Source organism: Nocardioides sp. Z35_8, from assembly GCF_059621125.1.
This window is the reverse complement of sequence record NZ_JCAQIE010000001.1, coordinates 1,029,526-1,044,450: the sequence shown is the minus strand read 5'-3', so window position 1 is coordinate 1,044,450 and position 14,925 is coordinate 1,029,526. Positions and strand designations below refer to the sequence as shown.

Here is a 14,925-nt window from a genome sequence, read left to right as displayed (position 1 = left end):
CCCCGACGGGCGGTCAGTCGAGGACCACGAGGACGTCGCCGTCCTGCACCACGTCGCCCTGGGTGACCCTGATCGCGGTGACGGTGCCGCCACGCTCGGCGAGCATCGGGATCTCCATCTTCATCGACTCCAGGAGCACGACGGTGTCGCCGGCCTCGACGCGATCACCCTCGGCGACCTCGATCGCGAGGACGTTGGCGACAAGCTCGGAGACGATCTCGAGGGAGGTGGGGCGGGCCATGGCCCCGACGCTAGTGGTTACCGGGCCGTAGCCGCTGATCGTCAGGCGTGCTCAGAGCTCGGCGAAGCGGCTCGGCTCGGGGCGGTGCGGACCGGCCTCCTCGGCGCGCCGGCCGCGGCGGCCCTTGGGCCCGGTGAGCGCGACGTCGGCGCGGATCACCAGCCAGCCGATGGCGAGGCCGAGCACGAGCGAGTACGCCGCGCGCAGCCCGGCCTGGAGGTAGGAGGTCTCGGGGGAGATCAGGCCCGTCGCGAGCGGCACGGTGGCGGCGACGCCGAACGCGCAGACCCACCAGCCCTGCCGCCGGCGGGCGCGGACGTGGGTGCCCCACACCAGCGCCGGGATGCCGAGCAGGACGACGAGCGGGCGCGGGAAGGCGCCGATGCGGGCCGCTGTCCAGTCGGCGAAGTCGAGGACCGACGACACGAAGGTCTGGGCGCCGTAGCGGCGCAGCAGCTCGGCGTAGGCCAGGGTCGCGATGAGGACGCCGAGGCCGATCGCGACGACGATCGCGCCGCGGCGGCCGAGGCCGTGGAGGCCGGCTCCGAGGCGGTGGACGATCGCGAGCACGAGGCCGAGGGCGAGGAGCAGCGAGATGATCTCGAAGCGCTCGGTCGCCACGGTCGGCTCGAAGCCGACGGCGGCGAAGGCGGTCACCGCGGCGACCACGGTGGCGATCAGCGCCTCGCGTATCGCCTTGAGCCCGGTCACCGCGGGCACCGTCACCATCACGGCGTAGACGCTGCCCACCACGCACGTCATCACCGCGGCCCCGGTCGGCAGCACCCGGCCTCCCACGAGGAGGCTGGTCGCGCCGAGCACCAGCGCCAGGCCCGCCGAGACCAGTGCCCGGCCGGCGGTCCGGGTCGCCAGCAGCCACGACAGGGCCGTGACGACGGCGACCGCGCCCACTCCGTCGAGCCACCCGGGTGCGGCCGGGAGCCCGTCGACGCCCTGGGCGCCACCGAGGGCCGCCCACCCCAGCGCGGCCGACCCGAGGGCCAGCAGACCGAGCCAGAACGCGAGGAGCGAGCGCCGCGGCCCGGCGGGGAAGGAGGTGGTCGCGTCCTCGTCGACCGTGGGCGCAGCGGAGCGGGTGGCGACCCGGGACCGGGCGGCCGACGGAGCGGGAGCCTGCGCAGGCGTGGGGGCCGGAGCCGGAGCCGGGACGGGCGTCGGGGCGGGCGCCGGCTCCGCGGTGGGCGCGGACTCGGGGCGGGGGGTCGGCCCGGTCACCTCGGGCTGCGGTGACCCCCGCCTGCGCCGCAGCCGCGAGGGCGGGCGCTCGGCAGCCCGCTTGCCGCGGGAGGACCCGCGGGGGCTGTCGGAGGTGGGGGAAGGCACGACGGAGGAGGTTACAGCCGGCGGTTGGCGAGGGAGGGATTGGTGCGACGGGCCCCGTCGAGGTCGGCGCGGTCGAGGACCGCCTCGATCACCTGCTCCGTCCCGTCGGCCTCGGCGAGGGTGTCGCCGAGCGGGCCGAACACGGCCGAGTGCCCGACGTAGCGAGGCTCCGGCTGGCCGGCGCCGACCACGAAGCAGGTGTTCTCGATCGCCCGGGCGGCCAGCAGCGTGCGCCAGTGGGCGACCTTGCGGTCGCCGGGAAGCCAGGCGGCCGGGACCACGAGCACCTCGGCGCCGGCGTCGACGAGGCGGCGGGCGAGCTCGGGGAACCGCAGGTCGTAGCAGGTCATCAGGCCCACCTGCCAGCCCGCGACCTCCACGACGACGGGCTCGAGCGCGCCGCCGGTCAGCCGGTCGGACTCGCGGTAGCCGAAGGAGTCGTAGAGGTGGATCTTGCGGTAGGTCGCGGGGCGGGGTCCGCGGACGAGGAGGGTGTTGAAGGGCCGGGCCGGGTCGTCGGCCGTCTCGAACATGCCGGCAACGACGGTGCACGAGCAGGCGTCGGCGACGCGGGCCACCTCGCGCGCGAACGGGCCGTCGAGCGGCTCGGCGAAGGGGCTCACGTCGGAGCCCGCCTGGCCGAAGTCGCGCGCGAACGCCTCCGGGAGCACCACGAGGTCGGCGCCGGGCGTCACCTCGGCGAGGCGCGCGCGGTTGTCGTCGGGGTCGAGCCCGCTCGCCCACTGGTGGACGCGCACCCGCAGCCGCTCGGTCATCCGGCGTGTCCGTGCCGACGCGCGGTCGACCGCCGCCCAGCAGGAGAACGCCGTGGAGCAGGAGAACGCCGTGAGGTGGAGTCCATGATCCCAAGGGTAGGCCGCGCGCCCGCTGCGGCTGGGAGGATGGCGGCATGGATCCGGACCGCGCTGCCGACGGCTTCGACGGGGTGGTCCTCGCGGGCGGCACGGGCGAGCGGATGGGCGGGGTCGACAAGGCCGCCGTCGAGCTGGCCGGGCGGACGTTGCTCGAGCACGCGCTCGACGCGTTCGGCGACGCCGACCGGGTGGTCGTCGTGGCACCGGCGAGCGTGCCCACCGCGCGGCCGGTGACGTTCGTGGTCGAGGACCCGCCGCGCGGCGGCCCGGTCGCCGGGCTGCTCGCCGGCGTCGACGCGCTGGCGGGTGCGCCGGCCCCGCTGGGCCTGGTGGGCGTGCTGGCGGTGGACATGCCGCGGGTCACCGCGGCCACGATGCGGCGTCTGCGCGACGCGGCGGCCGGGCGCGACGGCGCGTTCCTCGTCGGCGGCGACGGACGACGGCAGCTCGCGGGGGTGCTCGACGCCGCCCGGCTGGGCGCCGTACGCCCCGAGCCGGGCGGCCGGCACGGGATGCCGCTGCACCGCCTGCTCGCGCCGCTCGACCTCGCCGAGGTGGCCGCGATCGGCGACGAGGCCGTCGACGTGGACTCCTGGGCCGACCTGCGCGACCTTCGTCGCTGAGCCGCAGGCTCCCTTGCCGCACCCCCGTGGGGTGCGAGAGATTGGGCTCGTGAACCTCCACGACTGGATCGATGAGCTGAGCGACGTGCTCGACGTCGAGACCGAGGTCGACGAGGGGCTGGTCCTCGACCTGGCCCGCACCGCCTCGCAGAACGTGCAGCGCACGGCCGCACCCATCACCGCCTACCTGCTGGGGATCGCGGCCGGGGCACGGGACGCCGACCCGGAGGAGATCGAGCGGCTCGCCGCTCGCGCCCAGCTGCTCGCGGAGAGCTGGGACCGGCCGGCCGACGCGCCCGACCCCGACGACATCGACGACGACGTCCCCGACGACTCGACCGTCGATCACTCCACCGATCTCTACGAGGACTGATCCCTTGCGTGCTGTCATCGCCACCGGGGCCGGTGGCCCCGACGTCCTGTCCGTCGGCGAGGTCGAGGACCCGCGCCCGGGCCCCGGCGAGGTGCTGGTCGACGTGGTCGCCACGGCCGTCAACCGCGCCGACACCCTCCAGCGCCAGGGCCACTACCCGCCGCCGCCCGGCGCGTCCGAGGTGATCGGCCTCGAGTGCAGCGGCCGGATCGCCGAGCTCGGCGCGGGCGTCGAGGGCTGGAAGGTCGGCGACGAGGTCTGCGCGCTGCTCGCCGGCGGGGGGTACGCCGCCCGCGTCGCCGTGCCGGTCGGGCAGGTCATGCCGGTCCCGTCCGGCGTCTCGCTCGTCGAGGCGGCCTCGCTGCCCGAGGTCGCGGCGACGGTGTGGTCCAACGTCTTCATGACCGCCCACCTCGACAAGGGCGAGCGCCTGCTCGTCCACGGCGGGGGCGGCGGCATCGGCACGATGGCCATCCAGCTCGCCGCCGCTCGTGGCGCGGAGGTGTTCACCACCGCCGGCTCCCCCGAGACGCTCGAGCTGTGCCGCTCGCTCGGCGCCACCCGCGCGATCAGCTATCGCGACGAGGACTTCGTCGAGGTGCTCCGCGAGGCCGGCGGGGCCGACGTGATCCTCGACAACATGGGCGCGAAGTATCTCGGCCGCAACGTCTCCGCGCTCGCCACCGGCGGCCGGCTGGTGATCATCGGCATGCAGGGCGGCACGCGGGCCGAGCTCGACATCAACGCCCTGCTGCGCAAGCGGGCGTCGGTGACGGCGACGTCGCTGCGCTCCCGGCCGCTCGCCGAGAAGGCGCAGATCTGCTGCGGGGTGGTGGAGGACGTCTGGCCGCTCGTGGCGTCGGGCCGGGTGCGCCCGATCATCGAGACCACGATGCCGCTCGAGGACGTCGCCCGCGCCCACCGGCTGATGGACGACGGCGGGCGCGCGGGCAAGATCGTCCTGACGCTCTGACCCCTCGGCCCCCGGTCTCCCTCACGCTCGGACGGACCGCCCGACCGGACCGGGCATAGGCTGGGGGTCATGACGGAGCAGCAGCAGCCCGCACACCCGGCCGGCGACGGCGCGCGCGAGGAGCTCGTCGTGGTGGTCGGCCCCGACGGCCAGCCCATCGGCACCATCCCGGCGAGCGCGCTCCCGGCGATGACGCAGGGCCAGGAGGGCGAGGGTGAGGGCGAGGGTGAGGGCGAGGAGCACGGCGAGCGCCAGCTCACCGAGCTGGTCGAGCAGCCGGCGAAGGTGCTGCGCATCGGCAGCATGATCCGCCAGCTCCTCGACGAGGTGAAGGCGGCGCCGCTCGACGAGGCCAGCCGCAACCGTCTCAAGGACATCCACGCCGCGTCGATCAAGGAGCTCGAGTCCGGCCTGGCGCCCGAGCTGGTCGAGGAGCTCGAGCGGATCTCGCTCCCCTTCACCGAGGACGGCACGCCGTCCGAGGGCGAGCTGAGGATCGCCCAGGCCCAGCTCGTGGGCTGGCTCGAGGGCCTGTTCCACGGCATCCAGACCGCGATCTACGCCCAGCAGATGGCCTCGCGCGCCCAGCTCGAGCAGATGCGGCGCGCGCTGCCCGCCGCGGCCGGCGGCCCCCGCCAGCAGCCGACCGGCATGCCCACCATGCCGACCGCCGACGCCGACGACCCGGCCGGCAGCCGCGGGGGCATGTACCTCTGACCGGGGTATCCCCCGTGTCCTGACGACGGGCACACCTCCGGATCCGGGCATCCGTGCCCGAGGAGCGAGCCTCCCGGCCGCCCAGTTCGCCGTGAGAGGGTGGCCGGGTGAGCGGCGGGGGCGTGTTCATCTCCGCGTCGTTCCTCCGCTACTGGCGCGCCACGGCCGTCTCGGGGCTGGGCACGTACGTCACGGTGTTCGCGCTCCAGGCGCTGGTCGTGCTCACCCTGGACGGGACGGCCGCGGACGTCGGGTGGCTCAACGCTGCTCGCTGGCTGCCCTACCTGATCTTCGGCCTCGTCGTCGGGGCGCTCGTCGACGGCAGGCGCCGTCTTCCCCTGATGGTGCGCGCGGACGTCGCCCAGGGCGCGCTGCTGCTGGTGATCCCGGTGCTGTGGTGGATCGACGCGCTCTCGCTGCCCGCCCTCCTGGCCGTCGTCTTCGCCTACGGCACCGCAGCCGTGGTCAACATGGCGGCGAGCATGTCGTTCCTCCCGCGGCTGGTGGATCGCGACCAGCTGCAGCCCGCACACGCCCGCGTGGACGGCGCCGACGCGGTGTCGTCGACCGCAGGTCCCGCGCTCGGCGGCCTGTTGGTCAGTGCCGTCGGTGCGCCGTTCGCGGTCGTCCTGGACGCGGCGACCTACGCCTACTCCGCACTCACCCTGCGCAGGATCGCGGTGGACGAGCCGCCACCCCGCACTGGCGTCACCGTGCGCGGGCTGCTCGGCGAGATCCTCGAGGGTGTGCGCTGGGCCTACGGCGCCTCGGGGCTGCGGACACTGGCGATCGCCACCCACGGGTGGTTCGTCGGCAACGCGATCGTCGGGGTCGTGCTCGCCCCGTACGCGTTCCTCGTGCTTGACCTCAGCGCTGCGGAGTTCGGCCTCGTCGGCGCGGCCGGGGGTGTCGGCGCGGTGCTCGGCGCCGTGGTCACCACCGCAGTCGGCCGACGCCTCGGGACCGGCCGCACGGTCATCCTGTGCCACCTGCTCACGACGGGCGCCGTGGTCACCATGACGCTGGCCGGTGAGTCCCCGTACGCCGCCTGGGTGCTTGGGCTGGGCCAGGGCATCTACGGGCTGGCGATGGGGATGAGCAACTCGCACGAGATGAGCTATCGACAGCTCGTCACCCCTGACGCGTTGCAGGCGCGGACCAACACGACGCTGCGGTCGCTCAACCGGGCCGTCGTCGTCGTGGCCGCGCCCGTCGCGGGTCTGCTCGCGGACGCGGTGGGCATCCAGACCATGCTGGCGGTCGCGGCCGGGGCGTTCGGCGCCGTGGCCGTCGGCCTGGCCGCCACGCCGTTCAGGGCCGTGCGAGCCCCCACCTGAGTGGCCTCGTCATCGCGTCGCGGACGACCGCGTCAGCGGGCGAGGCGTCGTACGACGACCAGGCCGAGGAGGCCCACGATCGCGGCCGCGGCGCCGGGAGCCGCCGTCCGGGCGAAGCCGGCGGGCGGGGAGTCCTCGACCAGGGTGCGCACCGCCGTCGGCGGCGGCGGCGGCTCGACCGAGGTGCCCTCGCCGAGGAGGGCCTCGACCTTCGCCACCTTGGTCGGGTTGGCCACGGTGGTGCCGCCGCAGCGGTCGGCCTCGAACGGCGCCTCGGTGCCGGTGACGAGGAAGAGGTAGGAGGTGCCGACCGCGAGCTCGCCGAGACCGCACGCGTCCTTGCCACCGGCGGAGAACACCTGGGTGGAGCGCTCGGGCAGGCCCTCGTAGGCCCGCGAGGCGGTGACGTCGTAGGTGTGGTCGTCACCGGCGACCTCGACGTTGTCGACGGTGCCGATGAAGACCGCGTCGGCACGCTCGACCTGCTGCTGGAGCTGGCCGCGCTTGCACGTGCAGTCGGCCGCTGCCGGGGCCTGGACCGTCACCACGAGGCCCAGGCACGCGAACAGCAGCGCGACGACGACTCGGACGGCTCGGATCATGGCGCGAAGCCTAGCGAGACAGCCCGAAGAGGGAGGCCAGCACCACGGCCACGCCGTCCTCGTCGTGGTGCGGCGCCAGGTGGTCGGCCAGGCCGCGCACCGTCGGGTGGGCGTTGGCCATCGCGTAGGAGGTGCCCGCCCACTCCAGCATCGGCAGGTCGTTGGGCATGTCGCCGAAGGCGACCACGTCGCGGGGACCGAGGCCCATCTCCCCGGCGACCGTGGCGAGGGTGGACGCCTTGGTGACGCCGGCGGCGCTGATCTCGACCAGCGCGAACGTCGACGAACAGGTCGTGGTCACCAGGTCGCCCACCGCGTCGTCGACGCGCCGCCAGAAGTCCTCGGGGTCGAGCTCACGGTGCCTGGCCAGCACCTTCACCACGTCGTCGGTGTAGATCGACTCCCACGCCCCGCGCTGCGACTCGCGGTCGTCGGGGTGGCGGGGGAAGGCGTCCTCGCTCGCCCACCCCGCGGTGTGCTCGACCGCGAAGGTCGTGCCCGGCACCGCCTCCCGCACCCGCTCGGCCACCTCGGCGCCGACGGCGCGCGGCACCGCGCTGAAGTCACGCACCCGCCGGTCGGCGACGTCGTACACGATCCCTCCGTTGCTGCAGATCGCGAGGCCGTGGCCGCCCACCTCGTCCCACAGCTCCTCCATCCAGCGGACGGGACGCCCGGTGGTGAAGACGACCGGCACCCCGGCAGCGTCGAGCTGCTCGAGCACCGACCGGGTCCGTGCCGAGACCTTGCCGTCGGAGTGGAGGAGCGTGCCGTCGAGGTCGGTCGCGACGAGCCGCGGGCGGCTCCCGGTCCCGGCGCCCACGCCTCAGGAGCCCTGCGGGAACCAGCGCGAGATCTCGACCGCCGCGCCCTCGTCGTGCACCGCGGCGGTCACGTCGTCGGCGGCCTCGCGGACCTCCTCGACGGCCTGGCCCATGGCGACCCCGCGGCGGGCCCACCGGAGCATCTCGATGTCGTTGCGACCGTCGCCGATGGCGAGCACGTCGGCGGCGCTCAGCCCGATCCGCTCGCAGACGTGCTCCAGGCCCGAGGCCTTGGAGACCCCGACCGGGGCGAGGTCGAGCCACGCGGTCCAGCCCACGACGTAGTCGGTGCCGTGCAGGCCGAGCCGGGCGGCGAGCTCGATGAAGTCGTCGGCGGTGGCCTCGGGGTCGCGGATGATCACCCGGCTGACCGGCTCGCCGACGATGTCGTCGACGTGGGTGATCAGCTGCTCGCCCGACAGCTCTCCCTCGGGGAAGACGCGGTTGACGCGGTAGCCGCCGACCTCGCGCTCCTCGACCGCGACCAGCGCCCGCGGGTGGTGCTCGAGCACCGCGGCCACGGCCGGCGCGGCGTCGAAGGTCTCCTCGTGGACGACCTCCATCGGCGGGTAGCGGAAGACCACGGCGCCGTTGGACGCGACCACCCACAGCCGGTCGGCGTCCTCGCGGGGGATGTGGAGCAGGTCGGCGATCCGGGTCATGCCGTGCGGCGAACGCCCGCTGGCCAGCACGATGTGCGCGCCGGCGTCCAGCGCGCGGTGCACGGCGTCGTGGACCGGCTCGGTGATGGCCTCGTAGTCCTCGGCCTGCCCGTCGACCCACTTGAGCAGGGTGCCGTCGATGTCGAGCGCGACCACCCGCGGCTGCCAGGCCTCACCGGGGTCGCCGGGCACCCGTCCGGCGTACGTCTCAGCGGCCAACGGGCTTCATCACTTCCAGGCCGCCGAGGTAGGGACGCAGCGCCTGCGGCACCGTGACCGACCCGTCCTCGTTCTGGTGGGTCTCGAGGATCGCGACGATGGCGCGGGTGACGGCCGTGAGGGTGCCGTTGAGGGTCGCCACCGGCGTGGTGTGCCCGTCGACACGGGTGCGGATGTCGAGGCGGCGCGACTGGAACTCGGTGCAGTTGGACGTCGAGGTCAGCTCGCCCCAGCCCTGGCGCGTCGGGATCCACGCCTCGCAGTCGAACTTCCGCGACGCGCTCAGCCCGAGGTCGCCGGCGGCGGTGTCGATCACGCGGTAGCAGAGCACGAGCTTGTCGAGGAACTCCTTCTCCCACGCCAGCAGCCGCTGGTGCTCGCGGTAGGACTCCTCGACGGTCGTGTAGACGAACATCTCGACCTTGTCGAACCAGTGCACCCGCCAGATCCCGCGGGTGTCCTTGCCGTGCGAGCCGGCCTCCTTGCGGAAGCACGGGCTGAACGCGGCGTAGCGCAGCGGGAGCGCGGCGGCGTCGAGGATCTCGTCGGAGTGGAAGGCCGCCATCGGCACCTCGGAGGTGCCGACGAGGTAGAGCTCCTCGCCCTCGATCCGGTAGACGTCGTCGGCCGCCTGGCCGAGGAAGCCGGTGCCCTCCATCGCCCGGGGGCGCACCAGCGACGGCGCCGCGGTCTGCACGAAGCCGGCGGCGCGGGCCTGGTCCATCGCCATGGTGACCAGCGCCATCTGGAGCTGGGCGCCGATGCCGGTGAGGAAGTAGAAGCGCGAGCCGCTCACCTTGGCGCCGCGCTCGAGGTCGAAGGCGCCGAGCAGCTGGCCGAGCTCGACGTGATCGCGCGGCTCGAAGTCGAACTCGCGGGGTGTGCCGACCTGCTCGAGGACGGTGTAGTCGTCCTCGCCGCCGGCCGGGGCGTCGTCGTCGGCGACGTTGGGGATGGCGCGGATCGCCTCGTCCCAGGCGGCCTCGGCCACGGCGCGCGCGGCCTCGGCCTCCTTGACGCCGGCCGCGAGCTGCTTGACCTGCGCGAGCAGGGCCTGCTTCTCCTCGCCCTGGGCCTTGGCGACGAGGGCTCCGCTCGACTTCTGCTCGGCGCGCCGGGCCTCGAAGTCCGCGATCGCCTGCCGGCGCGCGGAGTCGGCCTCGAGCGCCCGGTCGACCACGTCGGTGGACAGTCCGCGCTTGGCCTGGGAGGCACGCACGCGGTCGGGGTCGTCACGGAGCAGGCGGGGATCGATCACTCCTGAAGGCTATCCGGCGGCGGTGCGGTCCGTACCACCCGGCGGCGCGGCTGGATGAGCGAGACCCCCGCCGCTGCGCATCGGGCGAATGCCCTGGGGAGACCCTTCGGCATACTGAGCCGGTGCTCGATCACCGCCGTTCCGTCCTGCTCGCCTGGGCCGCGCTCGCCTCACTGGCGTTCGCCGCGCTGGCGTTCGCGGTGACGCGCGACCGCCTGCCGCTCGACGGGCTCGACAGGCTCGGCCGGTCCGCCGAGGACTGGGCGGACGAACACGCACTGCTCGTCGACGTGCTGCGCGTCGTGGAGGTGGCGTTCGGCACGATCGGGATGACGGTCCTCACGGCACTGCTGGCGCTGGTCCTCCTCCTGCGGCGCCACCGCTGGGCGGCGCTGCTGGTCGTCGTGGTGATGGCGGTGACGTCGGCGGCGACCACGGGTCTCAAGCTCTGGCTGGGTCGCGACCGGCCCGACTGGCAGGACACCTTCGGCTCCCACCTCAACTTCTCCTTCCCCTCCGGACACGCCTCGTCGACGGCTGCGTTCGCCGCGCTGCTGGTGATCCTGCTCGCGCTGTTCGTCCGGCGTACGAGCGCGCGCCGCCTCGGGATCGCGATCGTCGTGGCGTGGTGGCTGCTGGTGTGCCTGGACCGGGTGCTCCTGGGCCGGCACTTCCCGACCGATGTCATCGGCGGCTCGCTGCTGGGCGTCGTGGTGGCGCTGGTCGCCCTCGCGTTCATCGACCCGCGGCCGCGCTCGATCGCGGCGCGGACCGAGCCGCTGACCGAGGTCTACGCCTCGCAGCGCCGGCTCGCCGTCATCCTCAACCCGATCAAGGTCGAGGACGTCGGCCAGTTCCGCTCGCTCGTCGCCTCGATGGCCGAGGAGGCCGGCTGGTCCGAGCCGACCTGGCAGTACACGACCGTCGAGGACCCCGGCCGCGGCATGGCCGAGCGGGCGGCCGTCGCGGGCACCGACCTGGTGCTGGTGTGCGGCGGCGACGGCACCGTGCGCGAGGTCTGCGCCGAGCTGGCCGGCACGGGCATCCCCGTCGGCATCGTCCCGGCGGGCACGGGCAACCTGCTGGCCCGCAACCTCGGGCTCCCGCTCTACATCCGCGCCGCCATCGACGTCGCGCTCAACGGCCAGGACCGGGCGATCGACATGGTCGAGGTCGGCGGCGACGGCATCGAGGACACCCACTTCATGGTCATGGCGGGCATGGGCTTCGACGCCGCCCTCATGGAGGGCGTCAACGAGGACATCAAGAAGCGGATCGGCTGGGCCGCCTACTTCGTGTCGGGCCTGCGATCGCTGATGTTCCCGGCGGCCAGGTTCGAGATCCAGATCGACGACGAGGAGCCCACGGTCCACCGCGCCCGGACGGTCGTGGTCGGCAACGTCGGCTTCCTGCAGGCCGGCATGCCGCTCCTGCCCGACGCCACCATCGACGACGGCATCCTCGACGTGGTGATCATCCACCCGCGGCAGTTCCTGTCCTGGATCACGGTGGCGATGCGCGTGCTGCGCAAGAGCACGATCATCGACGAGACGATCGACCGCCGCACCGGTGCGCGCGTCCGGATCAAGGCGTTCGCCGACACCCCCCGCCAGCTCGACGGCGACTCCGTCGGCGAGGGCCGCGAGCTCTGGATGGAGTGCATCCACGGCCGGCTGCTGGTGCGTGTGCCGCGCTGATCAGTGGCCTTCGGCGAAGCGGTGGCCGATGCCGGGCTCGGTGACGAAGAGGACCGGGTGGGCGGGGTCGGTCTCGAGCTTCTTGCGGATGCTGGCCAGGTGCACCCGGAGGTAGTTGGTCTGGGTGTCGTACGCCGGACCCCACACGGCCCTCAGCAGCTCGGCCTGGCGGACCAGGCGGCCGCGGCGGCGGGCGAGCACGTCGACGATGCGCCACTCGGTCGGGGTCAGGTGGATCTCCTCGCCGCCACGGGTCGCGCGCGAGTCGGTGAGGTCGAGGCGCAGGCCGTCGACCTCGACGACGAGGTCCGGCTCCTCCCGACCGGAGCGCCGAGAGGCCACCCGCACCCGGGCGAGCAGCTCGTCGATGGAGAACGGCTTGGTGACGAAGTCGTCGGCGCCGAGGTCGAGGGCCTCCACCTTGTCGTCGGACTCGGCCCGCGCCGAGACCACGATGACCGGCACCTGGGTGAAGGAGCGGAGCTGGCGCAGCACCGCGACCCCGTCGAGGTCGGGCAGACCGAGGTCGAGCAGCACGACGTCGGGCATCCGCTCGTCGACGACCTGCAGCGCGGACCGGCCGTCGCGCGCCGTCTCGACCTCGTAGTCGCGGGCGCGCAGGTTGATCGACAGCGTCCGCCGCATCGCGGGGTCGTCGTCGACGACCAGCACGAACGTCATCGGGCTCCCTCCAGCTCCAGGATGAACGTGAGTCCCCCTCCCGGCGTCTCCTCGGTGGCGATCGTGCCACCCATCGCCTCGGTGAGGCCGCGTGCCACGGCGAGGCCCAGCCCCACGCCGTCCTGCCGCGGCACGTCACCGAGCCGCTGGAACGGCGCGAAGAGTCGCTCGTGGTCGCGGTCGCGCACCCCCGGGCCGGTGTCGGCGATCCGCAGCACCACGCGCTCGCCCGCGGCCGCCGCGTCGATACGTACGCTCGCCGACTCGGGCGTGTAGGTGAGCGCGTTCTCGCAGATGTTGGCCAGCACCCGGTCGAGCAGCCCGGCGTCGGCGAGCACCACCACGTCGGGGTCGACAGCCACCTCGATGCGCGCGCCGCCGGGCAGCGGCGCGATGCTCCCGCGCACGGCCGCCGCCAGGTCGACCTCGGTGAGCACGGCGCTGACCGACCCGGTGTTGATCCGGCTCATGTCGAGCAGGTTGGCCACCAGGGCGGCGAGGCGGTCGGTCGCCTCCTCCACCGTCTCGAGGAGCTCGTCGCGGTCCTGCTCGGAGAACGTCACGTCGGTGGAGCGCAGGCTGGCGACCGCGACCTTGGCAGCGGCGAGCGGGTTGCGCAGGTCGTGCGACACGGCCGCGAGCAGGGCCGTCCGGGTCCGGTCGGCCTCCTCGAGGCGCAGCCGCTCGACCTCGGCTGCCGTGGCGTCCCGGCGCTCGGCCATCACCTTGGCGTAGGCGGCGTACGCGTTGAGCAGGCCGCGCTGCGACGCCGGGAGGGTCGTGCCGGAGAGGACCAGGGTCGTCCGGTCGTCGATCGCGGCGGCCATGTCGGCCCGTTCGACGCAGCCGGGGGGCTCACCCCAGGAGGCCACGACCGTCTCGACGCCCGCGGGGTCACGGCGCAGGACGGCGGCGCCCGTGGCGTTGAAGAGCCGGCACGCCGACGACAGGAGCCCCTCGGTGTCGGCCGTCGAGGTCAGCAGGTTGTGCGCCAGGACGGACAGGGCGTCCGCCTCGGCGCGGGCGGCCCTGGCCTCCGCTGTGCGACGCGCGGCCCGGTCGACGACCGATGACACCGCGATGCCCACGGCGACGAAGATCGCGATGGTGACGACGTTCTCCGTCTCGGCGACGCTGAGGGTGTAGAGCGGCGGGGTGAACAGGTAGTTGAGCAGCAGCGCGCCGACGAGGGCGGACACCACGGCCGGGGCCAGACCACCGACCAGCGCGGTGGCGACCACGACCAGCATCAGCGACATCGCCTCGATCGGCAGGGCGTGCAGGTCCCTCGTCAGGTGGAGCGCGAGGCTGAGGCAGAGAGGTGCCGCCACCCCGAGCACGAGGCCGGCCGCGCGGCGGCGCGGCCCGATGGTGTCGACGGCAGGCGCGGGCGACGTCCGGGCCCGGGCATGGTCGTGGGAGACGATGTGCACGTCGATGTCGCCCGACCCCGCGACGACCCGCTCGCCCACACCGGGCCTCAGCAGCGTCGAGATCCGGCCCCGTCGGCTCGCTCCGATCACGACCTGGGTCGCGTTCTCCGCCCGGGCGAACGCGAGGATCGCCTCGGCCGGGTCGTCGCCGACGACGGTGTGGAAGGAGCCGCCCAGCTCCTCGGCGGCCGTGGCGAGCCCGGCTAGTCGGTCGGGCGAGGTGCCCGTGAGGCCGTCCTGCCGGGTGACGTAGAGCGCCTGCCACTCGCCCGCGGAGCGCCGGCTGGCGATGCGGGCCGTGCGCCGCATGAGGGTGGTGGACTCCGGCCCGCCGCTGACCGGGACGACGATGCGCTCGCGCGTGGCCCAGGTGGAGTCGATCTCGTGCTCGTCGCGGTAGCGGGAGAGGCCTTCGTCGACCCGGTCGGCGAGCCACAGCAGCGCGAGCTCGCGCAGCGCGGTCAGGTTGCCCTCGCGGAAGTAGCGCGACAACGCGGCGTCGATCCTGTCCGCGGCGTAGATGTTGCCGTGGGCCATCCGGCGGCGCAGCGCCTGCGGGCTCATGTCGACGAGCTCGATCTGGTCGGCCGAGCGGACCACGTGGTCGGGCACCGTCTCGCGCTGCCGGATCCCGGTGACCTGCTCCGTCACGTCGTTGAGCGAGGCGAGGTGCTGGATGTTGACGGTCGTGACCACCTCGATGCCGGCGTCGAGCAGCGCCTCCACGTCCTGCCAGCGCTTCTCGTGCGTGCTGCCGGGGGCGTTGGTGTGGGCGAGCTCGTCGACCAGCACCACCTCCGGCCGCCGCGCGAGGATCGCCTCGAGGTCCATCTCCTCCTGGCGGGTGCCGCGGTGCTCGAGCGTGGCGCGTGGCACGACCTCGAGCCCCGCGACGGCACGCTCGGTGCCCGGGCGGCCGTGCGTCTCGACGTAGCCGACGATCAGGTCGGTGCCCCGCTCGACGCGACGACGACCCTCGTCGAGCATCGCGTAGGTCTTGCCCACTCCGGGGGCGGCGCCGAGGTAGACGCGCAGCCGACCGCGAGCGGTGGACGAGGGCATGGGC

The 14,925-nt window shown here is 74.0% G+C and carries 15 protein-coding genes; 6 read left to right on the top strand and 9 right to left on the bottom strand.

Going from position 1 to position 14,925, the window contains the following annotated elements; all coding sequences use genetic code 11:
- Positions 1-13: 13 nt before the first annotated feature.
- From AC54T2_RS05020 to AC54T2_RS05010, 3 genes are read right to left on the bottom strand one after another with little or no spacing between them, the layout of a single operon-like run.
- Positions 14-241: a biotin/lipoyl-binding carrier protein gene (locus tag AC54T2_RS05020; protein ID WP_186339800.1), complete on the bottom strand. Its 228-nt coding sequence runs from the start codon at positions 239-241 to the stop codon at positions 14-16.
- A 51-nt stretch (positions 242-292) separates the two neighbouring features.
- Entirely contained in the window at positions 293-1,585 is a 1,293-nt protein-coding gene (locus AC54T2_RS05015) for a hypothetical protein (protein WP_496665685.1), read from the bottom strand.
- An 11-nt stretch (positions 1,586-1,596) separates the two neighbouring features.
- Complete coding sequence (locus tag AC54T2_RS05010) at positions 1,597-2,361, bottom strand: carbon-nitrogen hydrolase family protein (RefSeq protein ID WP_496665684.1); 765 nt, start codon at positions 2,359-2,361, stop codon at positions 1,597-1,599.
- Positions 2,362-2,495: 134 nt separating this feature from the next.
- Between AC54T2_RS05010 and mobA the strand changes: the two genes are divergently transcribed.
- The 5 genes from mobA to AC54T2_RS04985 all read left to right on the top strand — a co-directional run bounded on the left by mobA (position 2,496) and on the right by AC54T2_RS04985 (position 6,483).
- Complete coding sequence (mobA, locus tag AC54T2_RS05005; protein ID WP_186339797.1) at positions 2,496-3,083, top strand: molybdenum cofactor guanylyltransferase; 588 nt, start codon at positions 2,496-2,498, stop codon at positions 3,081-3,083.
- A gap of 49 nt (positions 3,084-3,132) precedes the next feature.
- Entirely contained in the window at positions 3,133-3,456 is a 324-nt protein-coding gene (locus AC54T2_RS05000) for a DUF6457 domain-containing protein (protein WP_489975438.1), read from the top strand.
- Positions 3,457-3,460: 4 nt separating this feature from the next.
- On the top strand, positions 3,461-4,429 hold the full coding sequence (locus AC54T2_RS04995) for an NAD(P)H-quinone oxidoreductase (protein ID WP_496665683.1): 969 nt from the start codon (positions 3,461-3,463) through the stop codon (positions 4,427-4,429).
- Between the two features lie 69 nt (positions 4,430-4,498).
- The gene (locus AC54T2_RS04990; protein WP_496665682.1) at positions 4,499-5,146 is read left to right on the top strand and encodes a bacterial proteasome activator family protein; all 648 of its coding nucleotides are present in this window, start codon (positions 4,499-4,501) and stop codon (positions 5,144-5,146) included.
- A gap of 107 nt (positions 5,147-5,253) precedes the next feature.
- Complete coding sequence (locus AC54T2_RS04985) at positions 5,254-6,483, top strand: MFS transporter (protein ID WP_496665681.1); 1,230 nt, start codon at positions 5,254-5,256, stop codon at positions 6,481-6,483.
- Positions 6,484-6,515: 32 nt separating this feature from the next.
- On the opposite strand, the gene AC54T2_RS04980 is transcribed toward AC54T2_RS04985, so the two are convergent.
- Genes AC54T2_RS04980 through serS form a run of 4 tightly spaced genes read right to left on the bottom strand, consistent with a single transcriptional unit; the run spans position 6,516 to position 10,048 of the window.
- The gene (locus tag AC54T2_RS04980) at positions 6,516-7,085 is read right to left on the bottom strand and encodes a hypothetical protein (protein WP_186339794.1); all 570 of its coding nucleotides are present in this window, start codon (positions 7,083-7,085) and stop codon (positions 6,516-6,518) included.
- 10 nt (positions 7,086-7,095) lie between these two features.
- Entirely contained in the window at positions 7,096-7,908 is an 813-nt protein-coding gene (locus AC54T2_RS04975; protein ID WP_496665680.1) for an HAD family hydrolase, read from the bottom strand.
- A gap of 3 nt (positions 7,909-7,911) precedes the next feature.
- Entirely contained in the window at positions 7,912-8,790 is an 879-nt protein-coding gene (locus AC54T2_RS04970; RefSeq protein ID WP_222129346.1) for an HAD family hydrolase, read from the bottom strand.
- Positions 8,780-10,048, bottom strand: a complete 1,269-nt coding sequence (gene serS / locus AC54T2_RS04965) for a serine--tRNA ligase (protein WP_496665679.1) — start codon at positions 10,046-10,048, stop codon at positions 8,780-8,782. The genes AC54T2_RS04970 and serS overlap by 11 nt, the downstream gene beginning before the upstream one ends.
- 122 nt (positions 10,049-10,170) lie before the next feature.
- On the opposite strand from serS, the gene AC54T2_RS04960 reads away from it, so the two are divergent.
- Complete coding sequence (locus AC54T2_RS04960; protein ID WP_496665678.1) at positions 10,171-11,745, top strand: bifunctional phosphatase PAP2/diacylglycerol kinase family protein; 1,575 nt, start codon at positions 10,171-10,173, stop codon at positions 11,743-11,745.
- Here the strand turns inward: AC54T2_RS04960 and AC54T2_RS04955 are convergent, their stop codons facing one another.
- Together AC54T2_RS04955 and AC54T2_RS04950 are read right to left on the bottom strand one after the other, a co-directional pair.
- On the bottom strand, positions 11,746-12,426 hold the full coding sequence (locus tag AC54T2_RS04955; RefSeq protein WP_496665677.1) for a response regulator: 681 nt from the start codon (positions 12,424-12,426) through the stop codon (positions 11,746-11,748). It abuts the gene before it with no gap.
- The gene (locus AC54T2_RS04950; RefSeq protein WP_496665676.1) at positions 12,423-14,921 is read right to left on the bottom strand and encodes a DUF4118 domain-containing protein; all 2,499 of its coding nucleotides are present in this window, start codon (positions 14,919-14,921) and stop codon (positions 12,423-12,425) included. Before AC54T2_RS04950 ends, AC54T2_RS04955 begins: the two co-directional genes overlap by 4 nt.
- Positions 14,922-14,925 lie beyond the last annotated feature (4 nt).

Excerpts from the sequence above, each read along its gene's own strand:
- AC54T2_RS05020 (WP_186339800.1), bottom strand. The coding sequence starts at position 241 with ATGGCCCGCCCCACCTCCCTCGAGATCGTCTCCGAGCTTGTCGCCAAC.
- AC54T2_RS05010 (WP_496665684.1), bottom strand. The coding sequence starts at position 2,361 with ATGACCGAGCGGCTGCGGGTGCGCGTCCACCAGTGGGCGAGCGGGCTC.
- mobA (WP_186339797.1), top strand. The coding sequence starts at position 2,496 with ATGGATCCGGACCGCGCTGCCGACGGCTTCGACGGGGTGGTCCTCGCG.
- AC54T2_RS04990 (WP_496665682.1), top strand. The coding sequence starts at position 4,499 with ATGACGGAGCAGCAGCAGCCCGCACACCCGGCCGGCGACGGCGCGCGC.
- AC54T2_RS04980 (WP_186339794.1), bottom strand. The coding sequence starts at position 7,085 with ATGATCCGAGCCGTCCGAGTCGTCGTCGCGCTGCTGTTCGCGTGCCTG.
- AC54T2_RS04955 (WP_496665677.1), bottom strand. The coding sequence starts at position 12,426 with ATGACGTTCGTGCTGGTCGTCGACGACGACCCCGCGATGCGGCGGACG.
- AC54T2_RS04950 (WP_496665676.1), bottom strand. The coding sequence starts at position 14,921 with ATGCCCTCGTCCACCGCTCGCGGTCGGCTGCGCGTCTACCTCGGCGCC.